12 protein-coding genes are annotated in these 20,161 nt (G+C 63.5%); 10 read left to right on the forward strand and 2 right to left on the reverse strand.

Annotated elements, in window-relative coordinates; all coding sequences use genetic code 11:
- The first annotated feature begins 971 nt into the window (after positions 1–971).
- The 8 genes from AB0H93_RS08455 to AB0H93_RS08490 all read left to right on the forward strand — a co-directional run bounded on the left by AB0H93_RS08455 (position 972) and on the right by AB0H93_RS08490 (position 14,311).
- Positions 972–2,027, forward strand: coding sequence for an FHA domain-containing protein (locus AB0H93_RS08455; RefSeq protein WP_358569458.1), 1,056 nt, complete (start codon positions 972–974; stop codon positions 2,025–2,027).
- An 8-nt stretch (positions 2,028–2,035) separates the two neighbouring features.
- Positions 2,036–2,716 (forward strand): VWA domain-containing protein, encoded by a 681-nt coding sequence (locus AB0H93_RS08460; RefSeq protein ID WP_358569461.1) that lies wholly within the window; start codon positions 2,036–2,038, stop codon positions 2,714–2,716.
- The gene (locus tag AB0H93_RS08465) at positions 2,706–4,019 is read left to right on the forward strand and encodes a hypothetical protein (RefSeq protein WP_358569464.1); all 1,314 of its coding nucleotides are present in this window, start codon (positions 2,706–2,708) and stop codon (positions 4,017–4,019) included. The genes AB0H93_RS08460 and AB0H93_RS08465 overlap by 11 nt, the downstream gene beginning before the upstream one ends.
- Positions 4,016–7,216 carry an AAA domain-containing protein gene (locus AB0H93_RS08470; RefSeq protein ID WP_358569467.1) on the forward strand — a complete coding sequence of 1,067 codons (3,201 nt, stop codon included), beginning with the start codon at positions 4,016–4,018 and terminating at the stop codon, positions 7,214–7,216. Before AB0H93_RS08465 ends, AB0H93_RS08470 begins: the two co-directional genes overlap by 4 nt.
- Before the next feature lie 79 nt (positions 7,217–7,295).
- Positions 7,296–8,399 (forward strand): hypothetical protein, encoded by a 1,104-nt coding sequence (locus AB0H93_RS08475; protein ID WP_358569470.1) that lies wholly within the window; start codon positions 7,296–7,298, stop codon positions 8,397–8,399.
- Complete coding sequence (locus tag AB0H93_RS08480; protein WP_358569473.1) at positions 8,400–10,655, forward strand: AAA family ATPase; 2,256 nt, start codon at positions 8,400–8,402, stop codon at positions 10,653–10,655.
- Positions 10,652–12,715: a hypothetical protein gene (locus AB0H93_RS08485; RefSeq protein WP_358569476.1), complete on the forward strand. Its 2,064-nt coding sequence runs from the start codon at positions 10,652–10,654 to the stop codon at positions 12,713–12,715. The genes AB0H93_RS08480 and AB0H93_RS08485 overlap by 4 nt, the downstream gene beginning before the upstream one ends.
- A gap of 1,116 nt (positions 12,716–13,831) precedes the next feature.
- Positions 13,832–14,311 carry a hypothetical protein gene (locus tag AB0H93_RS08490; RefSeq protein WP_358569479.1) on the forward strand — a complete coding sequence of 160 codons (480 nt, stop codon included), beginning with the start codon at positions 13,832–13,834 and terminating at the stop codon, positions 14,309–14,311.
- Positions 14,312–14,833: 522 nt separating this feature from the next.
- Here AB0H93_RS08490 and AB0H93_RS08495 read toward each other — a convergent pair.
- Together AB0H93_RS08495 and AB0H93_RS08500 are read right to left on the reverse strand one after the other, a co-directional pair.
- The gene (locus AB0H93_RS08495; RefSeq protein ID WP_358569482.1) at positions 14,834–15,955 is read right to left on the reverse strand and encodes a carbon-nitrogen hydrolase family protein; all 1,122 of its coding nucleotides are present in this window, start codon (positions 15,953–15,955) and stop codon (positions 14,834–14,836) included.
- 279 nt (positions 15,956–16,234) lie between these two features.
- Complete coding sequence (locus AB0H93_RS08500) at positions 16,235–16,492, reverse strand: hypothetical protein (protein WP_358569485.1); 258 nt, start codon at positions 16,490–16,492, stop codon at positions 16,235–16,237.
- A 1,455-nt stretch (positions 16,493–17,947) separates the two neighbouring features.
- Between AB0H93_RS08500 and AB0H93_RS08505 the strand changes: the two genes are divergently transcribed.
- Positions 17,948–18,286, forward strand: coding sequence for an AbrB/MazE/SpoVT family DNA-binding domain-containing protein (locus AB0H93_RS08505; RefSeq protein ID WP_358569488.1), 339 nt, complete (start codon positions 17,948–17,950; stop codon positions 18,284–18,286).
- Complete coding sequence (locus AB0H93_RS08510) at positions 18,283–19,359, forward strand: site-specific integrase (protein WP_358569491.1); 1,077 nt, start codon at positions 18,283–18,285, stop codon at positions 19,357–19,359. The genes AB0H93_RS08505 and AB0H93_RS08510 overlap by 4 nt, the downstream gene beginning before the upstream one ends.
- Positions 19,360–20,161: the final 802 nt, after the last annotated feature.

Consider the following 20,161-nt stretch of genomic DNA (forward strand, 5'->3'; position numbering starts at 1 on the left):
CCCATGGGGCTCATGTGGCAGGCGAAGTCACCTGTTCGGCCTACCGTTGATCACGGTCAGCAAGTGCACCTGACAACTCACCATGCGACGACCTTCGTGCACAGATCGAGCAACGCATTGAGAGCAGCATTCGGGAATCCGCGAGTAGCAGAGTTCAAGCCGATCCGATTGGGCGCTCGAGCACGTCGGCCCGCTCGCCAGTTCACGCATCGCACTTGGCCGGGGACATCACCGTGCTCGGCTACACGAGGTAGATCGGCTACGCTTTGGGCGGGATCGACGCGATTCGCGATGCCACCGCAGCACCGTATCCGGACTGATCAGAAGCCGGAGCCGACGTAGCGTCGAGCGGGCCAGCGGTACGTCGAGCGAGCCAGCGGTACGAGGAGCGCCGCAAGGAACGTCCTGCCCAGGCCGCAGTCTCAAGCGTTGGCCGCCGAGCTGTTGTTGTAGGACGGCGAGTTGGGCGCAGGGCGAGGAACTCGACGTCCTTATCGCGGTCGGCCATCGGCAAGGGTCGCAGCGCGGTGAAGGCGTGGGCGACAGCGAGGCAGAGCTGTTGATCTGCATGGACGTATTTCCTCCTCGGCACGTACAGCCCTCCGCCACATCATCGAAGCCGCAGGCAACCCGACGGACCCGCAGATCGCTCGCCCCGAGCCATCGCATTCTGGTCCCTGACCTGGCTCGACCACCTGGCCGCCGACGCGGCTGTCCTCAACCTCTACATGACCCCGCATGCCAGCCACACGAACGCGAAGCGACCCAGCAAGCTATCAGCACCATTGCCCGACGAAGCGAAACACTTCGTACCGCAGCTAGTTGAAACAAACCCCGCTTCCGTTTCGACTCGCTGTGCGATAGTACTTGGCACGGCAGACAGTCACCGAGTTGTGCAGCATGCCTAGCCGACATCTCGGGCAGACACGTCAGCTTCGTCCCCCTAGTCGCGCAAGGAAGTCAAGGAGCCGATGGAGCCACCGACAGTCATCATCGATCTCTCGCCCGTGGTGCGCTCCGACGGCAAGAACGACTGGCGTCGTGTCGAGCTCGTGGTGAAGGGGTGGCGCGAGCAACGGGATGCCCGCGCCGTCTTCTATGGCGTGGCGGACAACAGTTTGTGGCGCAAGATGGATGACCGCGGGAAACGTGGACTCCAGGAATGGAAGTGTCGCGAGAGCGCGCACTCGGTGTCATGGGCCGACCCGGACATCCTCGAACTCGCCGAAAAGTACCCGGACGCCGCAGTCATCACCACCGACTTGTTCCGGGATCATCGCCGCAAGCACCCGTGGCTGCAGGGTAGCCAGCGGTTCTACGCCCCGACCTTCCATGCGGACACGGTGTGTTTCACTCAACTCGATTACTCGCCAATCCCCGATTATCAAGTCTCCCGGTATGAAGAGGAAGCGAATCTTAAGCCCAAAGGAATCACCAGCTCTGAAGCTCGTCAAGCGCTGAAGAGCGAGTGGTCGTGCACCAACAAGAGATGTGTTGTCTGGGGCTCAGCTGCGGTCATCGATGCCGACCCGGGGTATAGGGATGGGAAAGTCCGCTGTCCCGAGTGCGGCGAGGCAGCTGAACGTGCTGGCATACGTGAGCGCACCCGCGAAATCGTCGTTGTCCTTGATGAGCACATCACCGATCGCATCCCGGTCGCCGAAGGTGCCGCCCTCACGATCGGGCGCGGCCGAGGCTCCGACAGATACGACGTCCGCGACCTGCTCGACGAGAAGCATGTCAACCTGGTCAGCCGCGATCATGTCCGGCTCAGCAACGAGGCGGGAAGGCTGTCCGCCGAGGATCTCGGCTCCAAGAACGGAACCATGATCATTCGTTCGTCCGGCGACACGTCCAAGTTAATACCCGAAGTGCGGCAGACACTCCAGGTAGACGAGCAACTTAGCCTAGCGCGTGGAGCAATGCGGATCCGGCTCTCCGGACGCAAACGGGCGCGCGGCCGCTACGCTCCTGATCTCACCATCGCACCGTGGCTCGCTAAGAACGCCAATGGCTCAGGACACTAGGAGCAGCCATGTCACTGCTTGATTCGTTTTCGCCGATTTCGGCTCGCACGCTTCCCGTAATCCTTCTGCTAGATACCAGCGGAAGCATGCACGGCGATAAGATCGGCGTCCTGAACGACAGCGTCACGGAGATGATCGAGGAGCTCACGGAGGCGGACGCCGGCCACGGTTTCATCACCCTGAGCATCATCACCTTCGGCGGCACATCGGCGAACGTCCTTTTCGCACACAAACCCATCGAGGATGTCGAGTTCACCTCGTTATGCGCCAGCGGCCCGACACCACTCGGCGAGGCGTTGAAACTGGCACGAGAGTTAATTGAAGATCGCGATGCCCTACCGTCTCGGGCGTACCGACCGACGATCGCGCTCGTCTCGGACGGAATCCCAAAGGAGTCATCGGAGACCCCATGGGATCAGGAACTCGACGCCCTCCTGGATAGCGAAAGGGGCGCGAAGGCAACGCGTTTCGCCTTGGCGATCGGCGCCGAGGCGAATCGCGAACTACTCGCGAAGTTCAGCGGCGACAAGCCACACGAGGCGAGCGAGGCGTCGGAAATCCGGAATTTCCTGCAGTTCGTGACAACTACGATCTCGCAGGTGACGCTGAGCGAGTTCGAACCCGATGTTGCTCCGACCCGCGACCGGGATGAATCCATCATCAGATTGCAGAACGACGATGCATACTGAAGTCATCCGGGTCACCGACGACGCGGGAGTCGAGTTCCAACTCGGGCAGAAAATCGCAGCGGGAGCCCAAGGGTCTGTCCACCGGGTAGTCGGGTACCCAGACTTAGCAATCAAACTGCTGGCCCGGTCAGAGGATCTTGAGCGTATCGAACAGGTCAGGCGGCTCCCGCTTGACGGATTGGCGATCGCCCCACCCATCACCCTGATCCGAACTGGCGGAGACGGATACATGATGCGGCTCGCCGACGAGATGACACCACTGCGAGAGCCGTATCTTCCCCGAGAATTCGGCCATCGCGCGGACCCCAACTGGTACCTGAAAACCGGGGGACTACGACGGCGTCTGGCCATCGCAGCGAACCTGGCGTCGACCATGGCGAGCCTGCACGCCCGAGGTCTCGCCTATGTCGATCTGAACCCGAACAACGTCATGGTGTCGGAGGACGTGACCCGGCACGCGACCTGGCTCATTGACACGGACAACCTCACCTCGATGACTGAACCGAATTGGCGTATCAAAGGACTCTCGGGGTACATCGCACCTGAACGGACGCGGAACAGTCCGCCCACGACCCTTGCCGACGCGTACAGTCTCGGAGTCATCGTTTTCCGGATGCTGGTGCTGTGCCATCCGCTGATGGGATCGGCCACGTTCGAATTCGATGCGGAAACGGCTGACGAGCGGATCGACAGGGGTCAGTTCCCCTACGTCGACGATCCCGATGATGACACGAACAGGCTGCCAGCCAACAAATGGCCCAAGCCACTATTGTCCTTGACGCTTAGCGGGCGACTCCGGCAGTTATGCCAGCGCACGTTCGGTGCGGGTCGCCTCGCACCCACGTCGCGGCCGGGGACAAGTCGCTGGCGTGAAGTCCTGTTCACCGCGCTGGACAACGTGATCGAGTGCCGTGGATGCTGCTGGACCTACTACCGATTGAGCCCCCAGTGCCCTTACTGTGGCCTGACGACCGGTGCCACTCCTCTGCTTACCATCTATCCGGGCACTCTAGAGACCAGGTTGTCCGCACGGAATTCGCTAGCCTTGTCTGATACCGGGACGCAAATACTGCCGCGGCACGTATGGGGCCATTACGACGAGACCGAACCCGTTCTCACGGTGCGCCCGGTGACCGGTGGGTACGAGCTGACGCCTCACGGCGAGACGGAGATCGTCAACGCCGACGGCCGCCCTGTGACCAGGATCGCTACACCAACCGGCAACGACGTCTACCGCGTGCATCTCAGGACTCCCATGAGGCCAGATCGTACGATCGCTCTCAGGTCAGTGTCGGCCCGATGAAGATCAGGCAACTTCCTTTTGCGCAGGAGGAGCGCACAGTTTTGCTGCGGTCGGTCGGCTCGTTTCCGCTCGAGCGTGGCTGTTCTGTCCGTCTCGTGATTTCACCAGCCGGCGTCTTCGTGATCTCCGGCGACGTAGTCGGCAGTTGCGAGCAGCCCGATTTCAATGACGTCGACTGGCTGACCACGGTAGCGAACTCCGATGCCTATGTCGCCGAGATCGTGTCGACCGAACCCACCGTGGTCCTGCGGGTGCTGACCTATGACCGGTACGAGCGCTGGCCTGATGGGCGACGAATCGGTGTCGACGACCAACTGGTTGAGGATGCCCGCCGATACATGCAATCAAGCACCACGCCGGACGGCGTCATTCGGTGGCTGACGGAGCAGTTTCGGCTGGACGCAAACAAGTCCTTCTCAATCGTAGCGACCGGTGCGGGCGCCGCCGCGAACCAAAATGCCTTTCGCTTGGTCGGTGCCACGATCATGGCCGACGTTCGGTTGATCGACGACCGGCTCGTGCTCGAACGACTCACGAACCGTCAGCCTCAGCCTGACGACCGTCTGATGCTCGTCCAGGGCGAGGTCTCCTTCGTCGATGCCACCCGTCTCGGACAACTCACGACGGCCGAGCGGGAGGAAGTGAAGCGCCTCTCCAGTGCGGACAACGCTTACCTGGCGATCTGGGAGGAGTACAACGCGCTGGAGCGCGCAGCGGCTAAGAAGGCTGCCAGCGACATCGGCTGGGCAGACTACGACCGGTTCACGTTTCGGCCCGATGGTCGGTTGGAGTTCGACCTCGTTCAACACCGACGTTCGGATGCCTTCCGCGACCGGATCGGACGCGAGCGAGTAGGCATCGAGGCCGGTGACGGCGTCGCGTTCCAAGAGGCAGAACGTCGCGGCACCAGCATTTTCCTGATCGGCGAGGGATCCGTGTCGGAGAGAGGAACGATCCTCCTGACGCCGGCACGGCCATACGAACCGGGCACCCTGCCCCCACGCGGCCGACTGGCTGGCGCATACACACTCGACAAAGTCCGCATCGACCGGCGAAATGTTGCCCAAACAGCCATCACGACGGGAGCTACCTTCCCAGTCAGGCAACTGGCTCTGATTCTCGGCAACCAACGTCCCGGCCCAGTCGGCAGGGCACGGCACCACGAGCCGATGTCAGCCAGAGTGCGCGAGATCCTGGGCGGCACTCCGACCGATGCCCAACTTCAGGCCATCGACCTGGCCATCAACTCACGCGATCTGGTACTCATCCAGGGACCACCGGGGACGGGCAAGACACGAGTCATCACCGCCATCCAGGCTCGCCTGAGCGAAATTCACCGAGACACAGCCGCGCTCGACAAACGTGTCCTGCTCACGAGCTACCAACATGACGCCGTCGGCAACCTCGTGGGCGCGTCGAACGACGGAATCCTGCCCCCGGTCAAGCTGGGCCGCCGCGAACACCAGGAGGACGTGGCCTATCTCGCAGCATGGACGGACGACCTAGCGACGCGCCTGGATCGCCGATACAAGAACGTGCGTCCAAACGAGTTCGTCCGTGGTCAACGAGCACTGCAGGATCGTGCCACCGCATACCGGCAACAGCCGTTCGATGTCGCCAACACGATCACCCTGCTGACCTGGCTGACTGGTCAATCCGACCTCGTCGGAAGTCGTGTCGCGCGCGACGCGCGGCGACTGGCGAGTCGGCTGGAGCACGACCTCGCCGGCGGTTCGGGTCGCCACGATGGCGACGAACTGATGATGCTTGCCAGGCGCCTGCGTACTACCCCGGAAGCCTATGCCGATGACGGTCCCGACACCGCCAGAAGCGCGTACACCAACCAGAGATTTTTCGATCTGCTCAACGATGCCCAACGCGAAAAGCTGGAGCGAGCCGCCCTCAACAGGTCAGTCCCTGACATCACGGTGGTGGAGCTCGCGGATCTCCAGCGCGACATTCTCGACCGCATCCTGGACGGCCGCGCCCGCGCCAGCGTCATCGCAACCATGCCAGAAGTAGAAGCCCTGCTCCAGCGCGCCATCGACTCGGCCGCCCAAGAAGTACGCAGTTCGGCGAACCCGGTCGACCTGGCGATCGAGTACTTTCGAGCCGCAGTGGCATCGCAACCCGGCGCGATTCGCGAGTCGGTCAGCAAGCACACCCGTGCCCTCGCGGCTACCTGTCAGCAGTCGGCCTCCCGCCAGATGCGCAACGCTCAGACCGTCCCGTTCGGCACAGTGATCGTGGATGAGGCTGCGCGTGCGAATCCCCTCGACCTAATGATCCCGATGAGCCTTGCCGGCGAGCGGATCATCCTTGTCGGCGACCATCGCCAACTACCGCAACTGCTGGACGACGACCTCGTACCGCAACTCTCGAAGCGTCATGACACCAAGGTCGTCGATACCGTCCTGAGCAGATCATTGTTCGAGCGCCTATTCATCAGGCTCAGGGAACTAGGAGTACGTGACGGCACTCCTCGTGCCATCACGCTGGACCGCCAGTTCAGAACGCATCCGGTTCTGGGAGCCTTCGTCAGCGAACAGTTCTATGCCCCTTTCCAGGAACGCCTCACCAACGGCATCGATGATCCGAAGGCGTTCGCGCACCCCCTCACAGCCTTCGAAGGCGCCGTCTGTGCCTGGATTGACGTGCCTGCCGTGAAAGGCGGCGATCACAGGGTCGGCACGAGCATCGCCCGGCCAGCCGAGGCGCAGGTCGTCGTTGAGGAACTCAGTAAGGGTTTGCAGGATGCCTCGCCGGAGTTCACTTTCGGCGTCATCACGTTCTACTCCGGACAGGAGACCGCATTGTGGGAGGCAATGCTTGAGAAGGGTCTTGGCGTCCGTGAAGGACGCGAGTACGCACTGAACCGTTCTGTCCCGTGGTTGTACACCGACCGCGGGCTTCCCCGCGTGCGGATCGGATCCGTCGATGCCTTCCAGGGACGGGAGTTCGACGTGGTGTTTCTCTCGACCGTCCGATCGAACCAAAGACTGCGCGGACACCGGGACTTCGGTTTTCTCGTGCTCCCCAACCGCTTGTGTGTGGCGATGAGTCGACAGCGGCGGCTCCTGATAGCAGTTGGAGATGCCACGATGTTCACCTCTCCCGAGGGCCGTGAGGCGGTTCCTGCCCTGGGGGCCTTTCACGACTTGACGGGGGGTGCGCATGGCCTTCGGAAATCCAGCTGAACTACCTGCGTATGCGCTCGTGGAGTTGCCGCTCGAAGTCCGCCACCTCGTGTTGGTCCCCGCGTTTCGGTGGCGCGTCGTGGTCGAACAAACCGATCCGGTGCACCACGACGTGCTGCTGGAAGCAGTGCTTCGACTCAAACAGGCTGGCGAAACATCGCCCGGACGCATCAGTGACCTGCTGCAGCTGCCCGACGATCTAGTTCGTCATCTGCTCGCACAAGCCGGAACCGAGCGACTGCGCGTGTCCACCACTGGGAAGATCACGACAAATCGCACCGCAGTGGCATGGATCTATCGCGATGTCGCGACAGACGAGCTCTGGCCCGAACCCGGAGCGGAGTTGCGGCCGATTCCGCTTCGGTTCACCGCCCGCCACCGTGCGGTTTTCGAACATGGCACGGCGGGCCGCCCGGTGGAGGTCGATTGCCGGTTACTGTCCCCTGACCTACATGAACCGGCCGAACCGTCGCCCCTGGAACTCGCCCGGTTCAGCCGCGCGACGAACGACCCAAATCGCCGGACTGCCCTCGTGAGCAGCGGAGAGCCATGTCTGATCGCCGGTCAACTTGCGGTCACCTCGGCCGGAGTCGCGGTGATGACGACGCGGGGAACGCCACATGCGAGCCTCACCCGTTACCTCTCCAAGACCGCCGAGAAGCATGAGCCGGTAGCGCGCTGGCTCCGTTCCGTACCGAGTTCCATCGACAATCCTGGCCCCGTAGTTCCGTTGCGCGCTGCGGTTGACGATCTACTTGAAGTTCTGGCGGAGTACCAGTACGGCGAGGCCGGTCTGGTCGTTATGAGCAGGATCGAACTCGCGTTGCGCCGCTACTGTGACCAATGCTGGTACCTGGCAGGCACGGACCCTGCCAGTACTCCTGTCTGGTCAACGCGCGCAGCCGACGAGCTGGCCATACACCTCGGGCTTGATCAAGATGCGACCCAGCAGTTGGTTACCACCGTGCCAGACAGTCTGCCCGCCCTCGCCGGTCGACTCGCGGCCTTCAAACTTTCGTCATCAACGAGTACCACTGAAAGAGCTGCGCTCTCGACACTGGTGGAGTTGACGATTCGCTGGGCATCGCTATCGACCGACCCGGCACAACCCCGTCAGTTGGAGACGCTGGCAGACAAAGCAATCACGTTGTGCAATCAATTGATGGAACCCGGAGGTAACTAGGTGGCCGCGAGGAAATCCAGGAACCGCGGCCAGGGCCAGGCCCCGGGCGCAGCCGCGGACCCGGCTAAGCTCAACGAGGTTGAGGCGGGTCTTGCCGCCACCAATCCGGGCCCGGAGGACATTGCGGCGGAAGCAGCAGACATCGAGGTCGCCGATGAAAAGGCCCTCACCGCAACCAGAGTACTGAACCTCTGGCATCAAGTGAAGCAACGCGAGAAGACCTGGCTCAAGGCAAGGGAACGGGCCGAAAAGAAAGAAAAGGAGTTGCAAAATGAACTTGACGCACTAACCGAGCGCACCGACCATGTCGCCGAACGGGAGACACAGGTCGCCCGCGACGAAGCCGACCTGGAAATACAGCGATCCATCGCCAAATCCGGATTCGCCGATGACCTCAAGGAGATGACCCAGGCCGCCGCGCACCGCCGCGACGAGTTGCTGGCTGAGTCCGTGCGAATCGCCGAAGAAGCACAGGGACAGGCAACGAAAGTCCTGGCCGCCGCCCGGGACGAGTTGAACGCCGAACGCAAAGAACTGGCCGCTCTCGCCCAGACCCTCGCCGAGCGTGAAACCGAACTCCGCGGAAGACAAGCGCAGATCGACTCCGATCTCGAGCTCGCTGAGATGAAGAACAAACGACTGGCCGAGCGGTTGAAAAGACAGTCGGAAAGCCAGGTCGCCGCAGTCCAGGAAAAACTGACGGATCTCCAAGAGGACCTCGACCACGAACGACAACGCCGCAGTTCACGTGACGCCCGAATACGCGAGTTGGAGACAACGCTCGCGCTCTACGGCGATGACCCCGATGCACTCACCCACCAGAACGACGAGTTGGTCGCGCAGGTCAAAGCCCTCCGCGACGAGTTGTCCCGACGTCCGCCAGAGGCCGTGGTCACTGAACTCCGTGCCAAAGCCGAGCGGATGACACAGGCCGAGCAGCAGGCGACGCAGTGGCGGCAGCAGCACGACGCGATCGATCGACAACTGCGCTACCAGCTCACGAGCGTAGGGGAGTTAGAAATACTGCGCGACGAGCGCGACGCGCTGGCCGCCCAGAAGGAGACCCTCCGGCAAGCGATCAACCAACACCGCGCCGAATGGATGGAGTTGCAAGCCAAGGAAGCCACCAAGGAACCATTTCCTGCGTGCTCTGCCTACGACCGTCAGGTCGCGCTCACCCGGCCGATCAACACACGCGACGTCGATTCACTGGCCGATCTCGTCGCCGAGACACGCGATCGAATGGCCACCGGTGACACCGCCTTCTACTACGAGGAGAGCGACGTGCGGCTGTTCCTAGCCGGTATGGCGTCGAGTCGACTGCACCTCCTGCAAGGCATTTCCGGAACCGGGAAGACGAGCCTGCCGCGCGAGTTTTTCAAAGCACTCAGCGGCGCTGGCGCCACGCAGATCGTCGAAGTCCAAGCGGGCTGGCGCGACAAGGACGACCTTTTCGGCTACTACAACGCGTTCGAGAAGCGTTTCGCCGAGAGCGAGTTCACGAAAGCTCTCTATCGGGCTCTCCTGCCCGCGAACCAGGACCGGCCGATGGTCATCGTGCTGGACGAGATGAACCTCGCGCATCCCGAGCAGTACTTCGGGTCGATGCTCTCGCTCCTGGAAAACAGCGTAACCGGACGGGTGTACGTGGATCTGCTCACGAGCGCGCTGCCCGGTCTGCCGGATAGATTCGAGGGTTCCCGACTTCCGTTGCCGCCCAACGTGTGGTTCGTCGGCACCGCGAACCACGACGAGACCACGGTAGCGTTCGCGGACAAGACCTACGATCGTGCACACGTGCAGGAACTTCCTCAGCGGCACAAAGAATTCGCGACCTCGATGCGAGGCAACGACGCCCCCGTCTCCTTCGACGAACTTCAGCGCGCCTTCGATATGGCGGCAAGAGAACTCGCGGGGACCGTGAGTGAAGTCAAGACCTTCCTCACTGAGAAACTCCATGCCGAGTTCGCCAGCTTCGGTGTGGGCTGGGGAAACCGGCTGGAACGCCAATTGGAGCGTTTCGTGCCCGTTGTTCTCGACTCAGGCGGCAGCATCACCGAAGCTGTGGACCATCTCGTCGCGACGAAGCTCGTGCGCAAACTTGAGGACCGGTTCGGCGTCCGCCCTGATGAGCTCAACAGACTCGCGGACAAGATCGAAGGTGCTTGGCGCAAGCTGGAGGACAAACCGCCGACCAAGACGCTCGACCGGATCCGTGGTGAGGCGTCCAGGCTGTCGCATGGCTACGGTTCATGACCGGCTCAGTTGACCGGGTTTCTGGCAGTCCCGGCGAGGCGTTGCCCGGCTGGACCGGACGGTGGGCGATCGGCTCCGACCACTGTCTCGATCCCGACCCGGCTCCTGTCGGGCTTCGGTCCCGTGACGAACTTGAATCCGATGACATCAATGCACTCGGCGCTCTGGCAGAGGCACTCGACGACGCCCTCACTTCTGGCTCGTGGCGGACACTCGACAGCACGCCGCTGCTTTCTGGGCACAACGATGCCACTTTCGAACTTCAGCGTCGCGAACGTGACCTGGAGACACAACTTGCGTCCCTCGCACGCATCTGCGAGCGCTTCATTACTCGCCTTGGGGAAAGGGCGGAGTTGCTGCCGGTTGCTCGGGTTCGGCGGCCTGCACGGCGGGCGCTGGAACGGCTCGGCGCGCACACCGAAGACTGGGCGGGCCGAACGCTTGCCGGACCGGTCCCCCGACGGGCGATGGCGATCACTCGCGAGAACGATCCCGATATCTACGAAAACCGCATGGTCGCCGAACTCGTCCACCCGATCCTGAGCACTGCCCTCGCCCAGCGGATTCATCAACTGAGTCGAGTACGGGACGATCTCGCGGACCTCACCAGAGCCGAAGACGAGGGCACCTACTCCCGACGCAACCGGATCTACAGGTTCTGGGGCGAGGACGCGCAACATGCCGCAGTGTCATCCAATCAGGTCAGGCAGACGCTGCGCACCCTCGAAGCCCTGGCTGCCCGGATTCAGAACCTGCGCGGAAGCACACTCGTCCGGCTCATGCGCGGTCGCCGCACTGGTCAACGAACTCTCCGCAGAACCAACGTCATCGAGAACGACCGGAACTATCACGCCGCCGGCCTCCTCTGGACCGCGTTCGAAAAGGAACCGATAGTCGAGGAATCGCCCGAAGAACGCCGACGCCGCCTAAAGCACCGACACCAGTCCTTCGACAACTACGTGCTCGGTCTCGTAGTACGCGCGCTCAACGATCTCGGCTACCAGCCGGCCGACGACCAAATACCCAGCGGCGGTTCCCCTGTGACGCTGTCAGGCCCTTGGGGCCAAGTCGTCCTCGACCGGGACGACGCCAGCGTCCTCACTATTCGTAGCAACGGTACGAATACTAGATTCGTACCGTTGCTGGATTTCCTCAGCACTGACGACAAGCCAGAAACCATCTCTGAACGCTGGCAATCGGTACACAAGGCATCAACGGGTCTGACCGTCGTGGTGTATCTCGCCGCATCCGACGCTGCTCTTCGCGTTCAGGACGGGCAGGCCATGCCGTTGACGTCTGCTGGACTTGATACACCGAACGACAGCGAGTCAACGACCGCGGTACCTGTCTCCCCGCTCGAGACGACCAGCCTTGAACGCCTGGCCCGAGCCGTTGCCATCGCCGTCCAGACACCGGCACTCGCAGCCTACCCCGTCCCGATCACTTTGCCCACGGGCCGAATCCCGCGACGCCTGATCGACCATCTCACAAAGGCAGCCGTCACCCGACGAGGACTGAGCCCACTCTTCTACCGCCGTGATCCGGACCACCTCGACCTCCGCCGCCCGCTGACTCGCGACGAGTCCGTCAACCTCGACCATGTCCTCCAGCAATTGATCGAACGCACGGGTTCCGCTGGCTGGGAACGAGACCTCGTGCGCGAGATCGCCGGCCTCAGCGAGGCAATCACGACGGCTAGCAACGCCGTGCGACCGCTTCTAACGTGTCCGTCGTGTGAGCACAAGGCCGATACAACGCAAATCCCACGAGACGACGACACCCTCCTGGTGGTCTGCCAGTCCTGCAACACCAGCTGGGGACACCACAGATGCGGACAGTGCCAGAGCCGGATCCCATTCATCGAACCCGAACGCAAGGTCCGCAACCCCGACGTGAACGGACCTGGCTGGGTTGAGCGGATTCTGGGCCGAGACGCCCTCGCCTCTCCCTGCTGGGCACGCACGGCCCCGATCCGCTACATCTGCCCCACGTGCCGAGTCTGCCCGGTCACCGGTACGCCCGGCGGATCCAACTGCACACGTTGCAGCGATCTACGCTGAACCGACCTTGCGCCTGCCGAAAACTACATCCGGCGCAGGTCAAGAATCGGACCGGTACTCACGAATGATTCCGCCGAGATCGTCGGGTCGGCGTATGGCGAGGCCTTCGATCCGGTCGGGTTTTCTCAATCAAGACCTCGTGCATGCTGCTGACCGGGTACACCAAGACAGCAACGTCGGCGCCCGCGGGACCACAAGGTCAAATCGAGCCCGCGAAAGGCTCTGGACCCCACGCACCAGGGCGGTGACTACGCCCCGCGTAGCTAAGCGGGACAGGCAACCATGTCCCGAAACCGAGCACCCGGTACACATGCCGTGGCAGCTACTCAGGCCAAGCCGGGACACCCAACGGCAACCTGTCCCACCCCTGCACCAGTCGAACTTTCCGCAGCTCACAAAGCAAACCCACCTGTCCCATCAAGGCGTCCCAAGTGGACCCCTCGCGGGACAGGCGGGACGGCAAAACGCCCTCCCCTCAACCGATTTCGGGAAGCAGAAGGCGGGTGAATAGTGTGCAAGTCCCCCTCGGACACAAAAATGTGGCATCCCTGCTACATCTCACGTGCCAGTATTTGAAGGCACTCCATACGCTGTTTCAGCGTTCTCTCGGTCGCCCCACTGTACGTGGTGGGGGTGGTCGATGTGACCGACTCCGTGATCAGGCCGGTGGTTCCCTCCGCAACACCCGTGCAGCAGGACAGGGCGTCGGCGGTCGGGCGCCCCCGAGCTACCCGTCGAGCACTTCCCCTCCCCACCGTCCCGACACCGCACGAGCGTCGCGTGATCTACGGGTTGGCTGCGGTCGATGACCGGGGCCGCGTCGCCGATCAGGCAGTGCTACGCGCTTTGGGCTGGGCACCCCGGCACACGACTAGCGATTCGCGAAACCCGTCGCCTCCTGATCGTCCGGACCGACCCTCATGGAGTGTTCACGATCACCACGCAGGGGCATCTGCGGCTTCCGGCCCCGGTCCGGCACTGCAGCGGCCTGCTGCCCGGTGACCGGGTCCTGCTCACAGCCGAACCCGCCCGCAGCTTGCTCGTTGTGCACCCGCCCGCTGTGTTGGACGACATGATCACCCAATGCCACACCGAACGGCTGGATGGTGATCGCCCATGACGGCCCAACCTCAGTCCTCGGGCGCGCCGCAGGCCGATCTGGACGCTGCACGGCTGCTCCTGGACCGTCTCGGTGTGTCGGCCGAAGATCTTCTCGCTACACCCTCGGACCGGCCGCCGGTGCCCACCTTCGCCGACTACATCCCGATCGTCTCCGCCGCCGTTACCGACGGCACCCGATGGGTCTACGGCTCCTACTGGAACCGTATCGAAAACCATTGGGGCCACCGACGCTTGGACGAACCCGCCCCGTCGAAAGTCAAGCAGCTCGGCGGATACAGCAAGACCCACGTCATCACTCGCCGTAATGCACGCGGCGGACGCAGCGCCGGCGAACACCTCATCGCCGCCCTGCGCCGCCTCTACCGCTACGCCAAAAACGACAGGATCATCACCCTGCCAACAACCCAGCCACCAAAGTCGCCAAACCCTGCCGACTTCCCTCTACCCGATGCGCCCTCGCTGACACCCGACTAGCCGAGATCAACCAGGTCGCTGCCACCACCGGCAACGACCCCGCACTCGACACCCTCATCCTCCGCTTGCACACCGAGACCGCCTGCCGCCGCGGCGGCGCACTCACCCTTCGCCCCCAAGACCTCGACCCCACCAATGCCTGATCCTCCTGAGAAAACAGCACTCCGACCAACGCGGAGCACCGCGCGCCGGACAGCTGTTGCGCTACACCAACGGCAGACCAATCACCACCCGCCGCTAAAACGCTCGGGATCAGGGTGCTCCAGTGCCGCCCTGGCGATCCAGACGCAAAAGGCCTGGTGGGAGGCGGGCGAACTGCCATCTGGAGACCTCGTTCCTGCCGGGCCGCTCGCTTGCCAGTCCGGCCAGCTCCAACACGCAGCTGTCCGGCTTGCTGGAGCGGGCAAATCAGCTCCAGCACCACAGGTTGGGCTGCCGCCCGGTCGACCGGTGGGGCGCGGACCGGTCGGCGATGCTGGCGCCGGGGCAACCCGCGGGTCGCGCGTACCGGGGACAATCCGGTCAGGAAGTGAGCTCGCGCTGCGCGGAGGCGTCCCACTCCTGGGGGGCTGGTATCGCCGCTCCCTGCGGCAAGGCGCCGGGGATCTCCGGCGCGACCACGGCCGCGACATCGGCAGACGTCCTCGTCCGCCCTGGCTCGGCCTCCCGTTCGTCGTGCCAGAGCGGCTTGCGGTCGACCCCGAGCCGCAGGACCTCCGGCCGTGCGTAGTGGCCCTTCGAGTCGACCCAGGCCTTGACGACGCGGACGTCGGAGAAGTCGACTGTGGCGGTGACGAGCTTCTCCTCCTCCCCCGTGTGCGGCCCGCCGAGGAAGGAGTTGAAGGGGTGGATGACTGCCGACCCGCCACCTCCGGCCGTCACGAAGTTCTGTTCGCCAAGGTTGTCCCGCATCCAGTTCAGGCAAGTGTCGTCAACGGGATTGGCGGCGCACACAACGAAGACCTGCGCCGTGAGCGCGTGCGTCTTCATCATGGCCTCGATCTGGGCGTCCGCGACGGTCTCGAACCCCGCCATCGTGGACAACACCGGCCATGCCGCGGCGTGGATCTGCTGATCCTGCTCGATCAGCGCCTGCCGAGCCAGGTTCATCGTGTGCTCCCAGCAGGCCAGCCCTCCGACCCGGCCGGAACGGGAGTCGAACACCGACAGGGTCGCCCCCCCACCCTGTCCCCAGACGATGCGCTCGGCATACGTCGGCTGGAGCTTGCGGTGCACCCCCAGCAAGCTCCCGTCGGCGTCGATGTAGACCTGCGAGTTGAAGCAGGTTCGGGTGCCCTTGAGCCGCTCACTGATGCCCAAGACGACTTCGACGCCGGCGCGGGCGCAGGCCGCCTGGACCCGGGCGGCCTCGGGACCGGGTACCTCGATCGAGGCATCGGTGTACTCAGCGTTGGCGGCCACCTGCTGCAGCGGCGGATAGCACTCGATCCAGTAGGGATAGCCGGCACGAACGTCTCCGGGAAGACCAGTAGGTCGATGTCCTCGCGGCCGGCCTGCTCGACGAATCCGATCACCTTGTCGATGGTCACGTCGGTGTTCATGAACACGGGCGCGGCGTGCACCGCCGCAACCCGCCTTGCGGTGCTCTCTTGCTGGGTCATGACGAACCTCCTGATGGTGCATGGCCGAGCCGCTAGGGTATTAGCCGAGCAAGAATTATCAACACCTGAAGGCATTGAGAGCACGTATTATCCAGATACGTACCAACCACCATGGAGGCGTAGCCTTCCGCCTTTGGAGGTTCTTCGCTCGTAAGCGGGGGACGACCCGCTGCGCCTGGCGGTAGCCACAACCTCCGCGCGGGTGATCTACCGCGAGTTGTCGTGGGTGCGACCACACCAGCAGCACCGGAACAACGACGCGGACATAGGTGATGGCGGTATTGACTTTGCGCGGTGCGCGTCACGGCCCACCCTCGCGCAGAACGTGCGCGCAGCGCCGGACGTAACCGGCGATCAGGTCGAGCAGTTTGTCTATTGTGGACTTTAGCCAGGTGCCGAACACCGACGGGCGGTCGTCGAGCAAGATGCCCACCATCGACAGCACGTCCATGACGTCGATCAGCCCATTACCTCGTCGCCGGATCATCGTGTAGAAGTCCGACACCCGGACGAGGTCGCCTTCGTGGTGCTGGGCCAGCAGCGGAGCGATTTTCTGCACGGTGAAGTGGGGCCCTTGGCGTTGATGGTCAGCAGTTGGTCGAACGTTTCCTCGCTGATCGCTCGAACGGCGACCGTGCCGACCGGGTCGCCGAGGTCACCGCGGGGTGAGCGACGGCGAACGCCTGTACGAGGTGGGCCAATGACAGCCCGGCCTGCTCGGCGACAACGGCGTCGAACTTGCCCACGACGTGTACGTGGCTGGTACTAGTGCGCGAAGGAATGCTGCTCGCCTTCACGGACAGCCCGGAAACATCTCCTGCCACACCGGGGCTGCGGCGCCCTGCGACCACAGACAAGACGTGCGCGGCGGTCGTTGCAGCTTTGCTCGCTGGTGCCTGGGTGGCTGCGCAAGCCATGGCGGGATTTCTATCTTGGGCGGCTCCTGCGGTTATGTGGAGTGCCGCCGTGGTCGCCGCGATCATCCTGATCGTGGAGAGAACGCGAGGGCGGAACTGATCGCGGGTACACGATGAACGCGCCCCCGCGCCTGGCGATAGGTGCAGGGGCGCGTCGATTCAGGCGGAGCGATGCCGCTGCTCGGGTTCGGTGCCGAGCTCGGCGGGGTAGGTCGGCGGGCCTGGCAGGTTTGAGGGCAGGGAACCTCGCGAAGTGAGTACTTATGCGTATTGCTCCGTAATTGGTTCCCCCCTTTCAAACCGAATTCGGTAGCGATAGGAGGGTGTAGATGTCCGCGTTATTCCTGGCGACATGGCCCGCTCCGCAGGACTGACCACCAGCGTCCAGGGCACCGTCGGCTCCGCCTCGCCTTCGCAGCCATCGTTCACCTCGGCGCGACCGTGCTGCCCCAGGCGCTGTGCACCGTGCTCGCCTGACAAGGCATGGTGACCCCGCCGGACAGGGGAGTTCGAAGCGGTGGGCGAAGACGGACTCGCCCTACACCTTCCCGGATGCTCCCGGCTTCAGCGTCGAAGCGGACGAGTGCTCGGCGAACCGCTCGCCATCTGGGTTGCCTGAACTACGCACCGCGAGCTCGCGGACAGCTCGGGACACCCCGCCGCAGCCCAATCAACCGAATTGGCTGGTCATCGACCATTTCCGCGTGTCCCACCGAGCTGTCTCGGGAATCGGCTCGGTGGGACACGCGGACAGGTCTCACGAGTTCCACATCCTCGCTCGCGTCAGCTGACGTCGGCAAGAACGAGACGGGTGGTTAGTGTGCAAGTCGCCCCTCGGACACAAAAATGTGGCATACCTGCTACATCTGACGTGCCAGTGTTTGAAGGCACTCCAACACGCTGAATCAGCGTTCCCCTGGCCGCCCCACCGCGCGTGGTGGGGGGTGGTCGATGTGACCGGCTCCGTGATCAGGCCGGTGGTCCCCTCCGCAACACCTGCGCGACAGGACAGCACCTCGGCGACAGGACGCCCAGGGCCCGTCGGCATCCGCCGAGCGCTTCCCCTCCCCGTCGTCCCCGCACCACACGAGCGTGGCGTGGTGTACGGGCTGGCGGCAGTCGATGGCCGGGGACGGATCGCCGATCAGGCGGTGCTCCGCGCGCTGGGCTGGACACCCGGAACCCGACTGGCCATCCGCGAAAGCCGCCGCCTGCTGATCATCCACACCGACACCCATGGCGTGTTCAAGATCACCAAGCAGGGACATCTGCGGCTTCCCGCCCCGGTCCGGCACTGCAGCGGCCTACTGCCCGGCGACCGTGTCCTGCTCACCGCCGAACCCGCCCGCGGCGTCCTAGTCGTTCACCCGCCCGCCGTGTTGGACGACATGATCACCCACTGCCACTCCACGCGGCTGGACGGTGATCTCCCATGACCACCCACGAGCCGTCAAGCGCGAATCAAGCCGATCTGGACGCCGCACGCTTGCTCCTGGACCGCCTGGGACTCTCAGCCCAGGATCTTCTCGCCACACCCTCAGACCGTCCACCGGTGCCCACGTTCGCCGACTACATCCCGATCGTCTCCGCCGCCGTCACCGACGGCACCCGCCGCGTCTACAGCTCCTACTGGAACCGCATCCACGAACACTGGGGCCACCGACGACTCGACGAACCCACCCCGTCGGAGATCAAACAACTCGTCGAACACATCAAGACTCACGTCGTCGCCAGACGCAACGCCCGCGGCGGACGCAGCGCCGGCGAACACCTCATCGCCGCACTCCGCTGCCTCTACCGACACGCCGAAGACGACAAACTCATCACCCCAGCCGACAACCCCGCCAGCAAAGTCGCCAAACCCCGCCGACTCCCCTCCACCCGCCGAGCAGTCGACGACACCCACCTGGCCGAGATCAACCACATCGCGGCCACCACCGGAAACGACCCCGCACTCGACACCCTCATCCTGCGCCTGCACACCGAAACCGCCTGCCGCCGCGGCGGCGCACTCGGCCTACGCCCCCAAGACCTCGACCCCACCCAATGCCTGATCTTCCTCCGAGAAAAAGGCGAAACCGTCCGCTGGCAACCTGTATCCCCGACCCTGATGGCCCATCTCCAGCACCACGCCGAACAACGCGGGGCACCTCGCACTGGGCAGCTGCTGCGCTACACCAACGGCAGGCCGATCACCACCCGCCGCTACGACCACCTCTGGAACCGCATCGGCACCCACCTCCCCTGGGCCGCCACCCAACAGATCTCCACCCACTGGCTACGTCACACCACCCTCACCTGGGTCGAACGCAACTTCGGCTACGCCATCGCCCACGCCTACGCAGGCCACACCGACAACCCCAGCGGAGACACAGGCACAACCACCACCTACATCCGCGCCAGCACCCAAGAAATCGCCACCGCACTCGCCGCCCTCACCAGCGAACCTCACCCACTCGCCCAACCAGTCCAGCACCACGACAACCAAATAACATTCAATCAACACTGAAAATATTGATTACCTTGAACCAACTAGCACATCTCCCAGCACGATGATCCTTGCCAACAGGCCACGAGGCGCCCCATATTGCCCCGCGACCACTTGACCCCCAGAAATGTCCACAAAAGACACCGACCAGCGAAAACCCATAAGCTGCAGGAAAAACCGGTGCTGCTCGCTTCCGTTCAGCGCAGTACAACGCGGTCCATGCCAACACAATCCTCCCACTTTCCTCCCATCGCCAGCGTCGAAACTGATGACCTGAACACCGCCCGATGGAAATCAACTCCTCTGCCGGACCAACCCATACACCCGATAGTGCTGACACCGCACAGCTACCGACGAGCCCGTGTTGACCAGCAGAAATTGTGCGCACGGATGCCGGCATCAATGGCGTCGCCGACATGCGCGGCAGCGCTTGCGCCATCATGAAGCTGATCTTCGACAAGCGCGCAGACCTGGATCAGGTCCACCCCTCGGCCAAGGAGATCACGAGGGACAACGCCATGAAGACGGACCCGGTCCCCCTCCACCCCAGGAGCAAAACAAGCGCTCGGAGGTTGACCGTTCGGCGCGGGCAGGTACCCGTGAGTTCGGCACGCCACAGAAAGACATCACTCCTGTTCAGTTGCAGCGAGAGCTTGCGCGGAATGGCTTGCGTGGTGCGTCGGACGACGGCCCGAGCGGCTCTCCGCATGAGAATCTTTCGCAATCCTGTTCGGGTTGTCCGCCGGAAGTGGTGCGTTGTTCTTCAAGACAACACCGGACTTTCATCGCGCCTGGATAAACCTTGAGCGACGAACGTCGATCT

The sequence above is a fragment of the Saccharopolyspora sp. NPDC050642 genome, from assembly GCF_040654735.1.
GTDB classification, from domain to species: Bacteria; Actinomycetota; Actinomycetes; order Mycobacteriales; family Pseudonocardiaceae; genus Saccharopolyspora; species Saccharopolyspora elongata.

What these genes read in the sequence shown, in the direction of transcription:
- AB0H93_RS08455 (WP_358569458.1), top strand. Translation starts at nt 972, where the DNA reads ATGGAGCCACCGACAGTCATCATCGATCTCTCGCCCGTGGTGCGCTCC.
- AB0H93_RS08460 (WP_358569461.1), top strand. Translation starts at nt 2,036, where the DNA reads ATGTCACTGCTTGATTCGTTTTCGCCGATTTCGGCTCGCACGCTTCCC.
- AB0H93_RS08465 (WP_358569464.1), top strand. Translation starts at nt 2,706, where the DNA reads ATGCATACTGAAGTCATCCGGGTCACCGACGACGCGGGAGTCGAGTTC.
- AB0H93_RS08470 (WP_358569467.1), top strand. Translation starts at nt 4,016, where the DNA reads ATGAAGATCAGGCAACTTCCTTTTGCGCAGGAGGAGCGCACAGTTTTG.
- AB0H93_RS08485 (WP_358569476.1), top strand. Translation starts at nt 10,652, where the DNA reads ATGACCGGCTCAGTTGACCGGGTTTCTGGCAGTCCCGGCGAGGCGTTG.
- AB0H93_RS08490 (WP_358569479.1), top strand. Translation starts at nt 13,832, where the DNA reads ATGACGGCCCAACCTCAGTCCTCGGGCGCGCCGCAGGCCGATCTGGAC.
- AB0H93_RS08495 (WP_358569482.1), bottom strand. Translation starts at nt 15,955, where the DNA reads ATGCACCATCAGGAGGTTCGTCATGACCCAGCAAGAGAGCACCGCAAG.
- AB0H93_RS08510 (WP_358569491.1), top strand. Translation starts at nt 18,283, where the DNA reads ATGACCACCCACGAGCCGTCAAGCGCGAATCAAGCCGATCTGGACGCC.